This window comes from Lyngbya aestuarii BL J (assembly GCF_000478195.2).
Taxonomy (GTDB): Bacteria; Cyanobacteriota; Cyanobacteriia; order Cyanobacteriales; family Microcoleaceae; genus Capilliphycus; species Capilliphycus aestuarii.
The window spans coordinates 1-516 of the sequence record NZ_AUZM01000347.1 but is presented as its reverse complement, the minus strand read 5'-3'; the positions used below and the strand labels follow the sequence as shown (position 1 = coordinate 516).

The following is a 516-nucleotide window of genomic DNA, read 5'->3' as shown; positions in this document are numbered from 1 at the left end:
TAAGCAATTGAATCACCCCCTTCGTTTGAGTGCTGTATTTACAAGATACACTGAATATAGCACAAGTTTTTTCAAGTGGAGATTATGAAGAACGATTTTGTTAGCGCTCGGGAGGTCTGTCAGTGACCTCAAAGTGCATTTGGTTTTGACAAACTTTGTATCGACACAAGGTTTTTACTCTTGAGATGCTGAACATATTACATTCCATCCTTGAAGAATTACTTCATAAGTGGGATTGTAAATTAATTGAATTTAACGGGGAAGACAATCATGTTCATCTTCTTTTTCAGTACCATCGGTGACATTGCTTTAAGTAATTTGGTTAATAATCTCAAATCTGTAACGTCTCGAAAGCTTAGACAAGAATTTTCCGACCACTTAAATTCTTTTTACTGGAAAGATGTTTTATGGAATGGCTCTTACTTTGTTGCTAGTTGCGGCGGAGTTACTATTTCAACTCGGCGACAATATATCGAAAATCAGAACAAACCTAATTCCGATAAACCCTGACCGCAA

General features: G+C 36.6%; 1 pseudogene. It reads left to right on the top strand.

Annotated elements, in window-relative coordinates:
• Nucleotides 1-84: 84 nt before the first annotated feature.
• A pseudogene (tnpA, locus tag M595_RS29895) lies at nt 85-510 on the top strand (IS200/IS605 family transposase).
• Nucleotides 511-516 lie beyond the last annotated feature (6 nt).